Raw genomic sequence first — 5475 nt, forward strand, 5'->3', positions numbered from 1 at the left:
CAATTCGAGCGGCCGAATCTCAAGGATGACTAGACAAATTTTGAATTCGACCACGAGGCCGCGCGACCCCGCGACGCATGTCTGAGGATTGGCGGCTCGCAATGCCTGCGCGTGGCCGCATCGATCGCGCCGTGCTGTGCGGCACCTGCGTCTGCATCGGCGTCGCGCGGCGCCATCGTCGGGGGGCGGATGCTTCGTTGGTCAAATGAATACCGGGCGGAAGATCGCCCGGCTGCCAGGTAGGCGGTGAACGGCGGCACGAACCTCAGCGAATCGGCTCGTTGATATCGGCGGGTGCCGCGAGCCGTGGCCGGTATCGCTCCTACAGCGCCCGCGGCGCGTCGCGCAGCACGGTCCGCAGCGCCGTATCGAACGGCGTCGCGTAATCGATCCCGAGCGCGCGCATGCGTGCGGCATCGAGATGGCAGTCGTACGGGCGCGGTGTCGCGTCGGTCGGCTGCGTGATCGGCGTGAGCGACGCGTCGATGCCGAGCGCGGTGGCAATTCGCTGCGCGATGTCGTACTTCGTCATCGGCTCCTCGCCCGACCAATGGCGAATGCCCGTGACGGATTCGCCCGCAAGATGGCGCAGCGTCAGGTCGCGGATGACCTGCGCGACGTCGGGCGTGTAAGTCGGGTAACGGATCGCCCATGCGTCCATGCCGACCGCGTCGGCGCCCGGCCGCGAAGACGCGACGACGGCCGGCACGAGGCTCGTGACGGCCGATTCGCTCCAGTCGGCGATCGGGCCGAACAGCAACGGCAGGCGCAGCACGCACGACAGCGGCGACGCGGCAAGCAGCGCGGCCTCGCCTTCGAGCTTGGTGCGGCCGTAGATGTTCAGCGGGTTCGGGGTCGCGTCTTCGCGGTAGGGCGCCGCCTTGCCGTCGAAGACGTAGTCGGTCGAAATGCCGAGCGTCCATGCGCCGTATCGCGTGGCGAGTGCGCCGATGCGGGCCGGTGCGGTGACGTTGATCGCGCGAGCCGCGGCCGGGTCGCGTTCGCAGACGTCGGGGCGGCGTTCGGCGGCGCAAAGAATCATCGCTGCCGGTCGGTGGGTTTCAAAAATGCGCTCGAGGGACGACTGGTCGAGGACGTCGAGCTCGGCGATGTTTTCCGGCGGCAACGCGAGCAGTTTTGCACCGGCGCTTTGCGGGTTCCGTATGGTGGCCAGCAGCGTCAACGACGATTCGCGAGCCAGGCAGGCGGCAACCGCACGGCCGAGCAGGCCGGAGGCGCCGATGAGGAGGACAGTGGAACGGCCCGTTGGCGAAATCTGGTTTGGCATGAGGTGGCGATCGATCACGGAAACGAAGGGATTATCGGGCCTATTGGATAACATGAACGGCTCGCATCCGGTCGCGAACATAATCGCCCCATTCTTCGCCCATTTCGCGCTGGCCAACAGCTTCGCGCAATACATGATCCGTGATGTAGATTCCGGCCGTGAGCGCATGCGCTGGCCGCCGTGCCTGGGCACGACGCCGATGCTGTCGTCGGCCCGCGCGCCGATCGCTCCGTCGCCCGCAAAAACAAAAGCCCGGCACGCTTGCGCGCACCGGGCTCCCGATACCGAACGGAAACGCCGTCCCGCGTTACTTCCGGTCAACCGAATACCGCCCCGGCCCGGTCAATGCGAGCAACAGCAGTCCACCGATGATGCTCACGTTCTTGTAGAAGTTGATCATCGCCATGTACTGCTCCATCCCCTGCAACGCCCAGTAGCGATGGCCGATCAGCGCGGTCGCGAGCGTATAGGCGGCGAACAGCAGTGCGAGCGGACGCGTATAGAAGCCGATCGCGATCAGCACGCCGCCGACCAGTTCGACCGCCACCGCGATCACGGCCGCGAGCTCGGGCGCCGGGTTCCCCGTCGACGCCATATACGCGACCGTGCCCGAAAAACCGTTCAGCTTCTGCCAGCCGAACAGCACGAACAGGATCATCATCAGCACGCGAGCCGCCAGCAGCAGCTCGTCCTTCTTCGACTCCAGCGAAACGTAACGCATGGCAAATCACCCTTGAATTGACGGTTTGATGCAGCCGGTGCCGCTGCGCGCCGAATCGGCGCGCGAAGCCGGCAACGGACCACTCTTCGCACGATCGGACGGCAAGCCGCATGGCCCGCTGCCGAAGAATCCGCCAGGCGACGCCGCGGCTGGCGGCGCACGCCGGATCGGTTCTGGCAAAGCACGGGTGCAGTCTACTGTCCCGCCAAGAATCATCAATCCTTCAAAACATGATTTGCTGTCTCGATTAAGTGGACAATCGGGAAAGCGCGACCCGTCATTCCGACGGCCGTGGTTCATCGCAAACAAAATTTGAACCGACGCAAACAAACTTGTGCCACGGCCTTTTGAGCAAAGAAAACTGCTCCATGCCGTACCGGGAAATAAAATCGTCGCCGCGCGTGGTATCGCGAAGACCGCATCAATTCCCCGCAGCGCCGGCCGTCGCAGTCACGCGATGTACCACCCTCGCGTTTGAACAGGCGATCGTCGATCGCGCGTGCAACTTCCGGAGGTGCTTTGTCACACCGACCGACTGTTGCGTAATCCATACTGTCGCGCAGTTCAACAAGACGACAGAGGAAATAAAGATGCCGAAACGGTTCGTGGAGCGTGCCAGCCTCGAGGAGTTGCCGAATCCCGCGCGTCGAGCGTTGTCGCTGGGCCTGGGGCTATTCCCAATGCTGCCGCTGCTGCCGGGACTCGGAGTCCAAGCGGCACGGGCCGCTGTTGCAGGTCCGGCGCGCGCGCCGGCTTCGGCGAGTGGTGTCTTCCGTCACCCGGGACTGCTGGTCACCGACGACGACTTCGCCCGCATCCGCGGCTACATCAAGGCCGGCCAGGAGCCGTGGGCGCACTGGTGGAGCACGCTGTGCGCCGAGCGCTTCGCTTCCCTCGACGCCCGACCTTTCCCGCTGGCGGGCGTCTACCGGGCCGATGGCAGCTCGCGGGACATGTACGTCGACATCTGGCGCGCCTGGAGCCTGGTCCTGCGATGGAAGCTGTCCGACCCGCAGGACAACCGCTATGCCGACAAGGCCGTGGAGTTCGTGGACGCCTGGGCGAACACGCTGAAGGTGGTTGGAACGGTGCCTCCCGGCTCGACCGCCCATGACGACCACACCTTCATCATCCTGGCCGGCATACAAGGCCATCAGTGGGCGCAGATCGGCGAAGTGCTGCGCACCTACCCAGGCTGGGCCCCGGCGAACCTGAAGCGATTCCAGGACATGCTGCTCAACGTCTTCGCCCCGGTATCGTCGTGGTTCCTCAGCGACGGGCGCATCGGGTCCCATGCCAACTGGGACATGGCCTCGATGGTGGGCGCCATGGCGATCGGTGTGTTCTGCGACAAGCCCGACCTGTACCGGCTGGCCTGCGACTGCTATGCGGGCAACAACCGCGGCACGCTCCGGAACTTCGGCAATGGCGCCATCGGGCATGGCGTGTACTTCATGCACCCGGGCCATTTCGGGCAGTGGGAGGAAAGCGGCCGCGACCAGGGCCACTCCACGCTGGGCATGTCGCTGGGCGGTGACCTGCTGGAGATCGCCTGGAACCAGGGCGACGATCTCTACGGGCTGTACAACAACCGCTTTCTCGCAGCGGCAGAGTATGTGGCGCGCTCGAACCTGCTCGACGAGAGCGGCAAGAACTACCCGATGCCCTATGTGCGCGAGAACAATCCGTCCCAGCCCCACCCGTCGTTCTGGACGCAAGTGAACTACGGTCAGATGGGCCGCAACTGCTGGGAGCCCATCTACAACCACTACGTCAACCGCCTGGGGCTGGCGGCGCCGAACGTCGCGCGCATGGTGAAGTTGTGCGAGCCGAAGTACGGGGGCAGCAGTGACGACGTCTGGTGGCCGACGCTTATTCATCGCCGCCCGGACTATGCCGGCTCCATGAAGCCGCCGTCTGGCCTCACGGCCTGCCTGCGCGGCAACCGCGTCGTGCTGTCGTGGTGGGGCAGCGTCGGCGCGACCTCGTACGAGATCAAGCGCGCAAGCCGGGCCAGCGGCCCCTTCAACCTGCTGGGCACGGTTTCGGCGAGCGAGGTGCTCACCTACAGCGATATACCGTCCAACGGCGTCTGGTTCTACCAGATCACGGCGCAGGGCGCTGGCGCCCCGGGAGCCGGCTCCAATGTGGTTCGTATCGCCGTTCCCGGCGAGGTCCGCCTGTCCCTGCCGCTGAACGACCCGAACGGCACCGGCACGCACGGCGCGCTGCGGACTGCCGCCGGCACCATGACCTTCATCGAGGGCAAGCTGCTGGACGGCGCGACCTGGGGCGACGGGCGCCGCAACGACGAGGCCATCGTGTTCGACGGTCTGAAGGCCGGCCTGCAGCTGCCGTCGGGCGTGTTCGGCGACCTCGACGACTTCAGCCTTTCCTTGTGGGTCTACGCGAATGGGTTGCACTGGGACAGCTGCGTGTTCTATGCAGGGCTCGACGCGAACGCAGCCATGTGCATCGCACCGCAGACCGGCTCAGGCACGCTGTGCTTCTCGATCTTTGGCGCGACATTCAAGGATTCACAGGTCGTGGCCGCGCCGTGGGCCCTGCCGATTCGACGCTGGGTCCATCTCGCGGTCACGCTGCAGGGCAATACCTGCCGCCTGTACGTCGACGGCACCGAGGCGGGGAAATCCGACGAAATCCTGCTGTCGCCGCGCCAGGTCGGCGACCAGGTCACGTTCCTTGGCCGCAATTGGGCGCATCCATCTTTCAACGGCCGCATCCAGGGCTTCCGCGTGTACGCAGGCGCATGGAGTGCCGCGGAGGTTGCAGCGATGGCCCGTGATGCGATGTGATACGACATCGCTCATCCCTGCCGGCAATGCCGGCGGGGACTGTGCGAAGTTGTTTTCGATCATGTCGTGCGCCCGGTCGGCCCCGCGCGCGACGACGCGCGTCGACGTGACCGTGATCGCGTCGTAGATCAGCCCCGACGCATCCGCCAACATGACGGTCGCGCGCCCCCCGGTGCGCATTTCAGCGCCTCGCCGGCAGTCGGTTGCGGCTTGCGCAGCGCGATCAGGCCTTGCGGGCGACGACACCCACCGGCGAAGCGGACGCGCGTTTCGGTGCGGTCTTGTAGTGCGTGCTGTACAGCGCCGCGCCGACGAACACCAGCCCGCCGACCAGGTTGCCGAGTACCGTCGGGATCTCATTCCACAGCAGATAGTCGACGACCGTGAAGTGGGCGCCGAGCATCAGGCCGGACGGGAACAGGAACATGTTCACGACCGAGTGCTCGAAGCCCATGTAGAAGAACACGAGGATCGGCATCCACATCGCGATCACCTTGCCGGGTACGGACGTCGACATCATCGCGGCGACCACGCCGGTCGACACCATCCAGTTGCACATCACGCCGCGCACGAACAGCGTGAGCATGCCGGCGGCGCCGTGCGCCGCATAACCGAGCGTGCGTGCTTCGCCGATGCCGCCGATCTTCTGT

At 65.6% G+C, this 5475-nt stretch carries 5 protein-coding genes; 2 read left to right on the top strand and 3 right to left on the bottom strand.

Annotation, left to right across the window (positions count from 1 at the left end):
* Positions 1-322: 322 nt before the first annotated feature.
* Positions 323-1288, bottom strand: a complete 966-nt coding sequence (locus tag JMF90_RS22160) for an SDR family oxidoreductase (RefSeq protein WP_201317251.1) — start codon at positions 1286-1288, stop codon at positions 323-325.
* Between the two features lie 307 nt (positions 1289-1595).
* Complete coding sequence (locus JMF90_RS22165) at positions 1596-2009, bottom strand: DoxX family protein (RefSeq protein WP_006481060.1); 414 nt, start codon at positions 2007-2009, stop codon at positions 1596-1598.
* A gap of 28 nt (positions 2010-2037) precedes the next feature.
* Here JMF90_RS22165 and JMF90_RS22170 point away from each other — a divergent pair, with 28 nt between their 5' ends.
* On the top strand, positions 2038-2325 hold the full coding sequence (locus JMF90_RS22170; RefSeq protein WP_201325432.1) for a hypothetical protein: 288 nt from the start codon (positions 2038-2040) through the stop codon (positions 2323-2325).
* Positions 2326-2599: 274 nt separating this feature from the next.
* Positions 2600-4825, top strand: coding sequence for a LamG-like jellyroll fold domain-containing protein (locus tag JMF90_RS22175; RefSeq protein ID WP_201317233.1), 2226 nt, complete (start codon positions 2600-2602; stop codon positions 4823-4825).
* A gap of 223 nt (positions 4826-5048) precedes the next feature.
* On the opposite strand, the gene JMF90_RS22180 is transcribed toward JMF90_RS22175, so the two are convergent.
* Positions 5049-5475: formate/nitrite transporter family protein (locus tag JMF90_RS22180; RefSeq protein WP_201325433.1), on the bottom strand; the 427-nt coding region annotated here is incomplete at its 5' end.

Source organism: Burkholderia sp. E168m23 (genome assembly GCF_016586125.1).
In the GTDB taxonomy this organism is placed as follows: Bacteria; Pseudomonadota; Gammaproteobacteria; order Burkholderiales; family Burkholderiaceae; genus Burkholderia; species Burkholderia orbicola.

Bases quoted from the DNA above. Each gene is read 5' to 3' on its own strand.
- JMF90_RS22160 (WP_201317251.1), bottom strand. From the start codon at position 1,288: ATGCCAAACCAGATTTCGCCAACGGGCCGTTCCACTGTCCTCCTCATC.
- JMF90_RS22165 (WP_006481060.1), bottom strand. From the start codon at position 2,009: ATGCGTTACGTTTCGCTGGAGTCGAAGAAGGACGAGCTGCTGCTGGCG.
- JMF90_RS22170 (WP_201325432.1), top strand. From the start codon at position 2,038: ATGCAGCCGGTGCCGCTGCGCGCCGAATCGGCGCGCGAAGCCGGCAAC.
- JMF90_RS22175 (WP_201317233.1), top strand. From the start codon at position 2,600: ATGCCGAAACGGTTCGTGGAGCGTGCCAGCCTCGAGGAGTTGCCGAAT.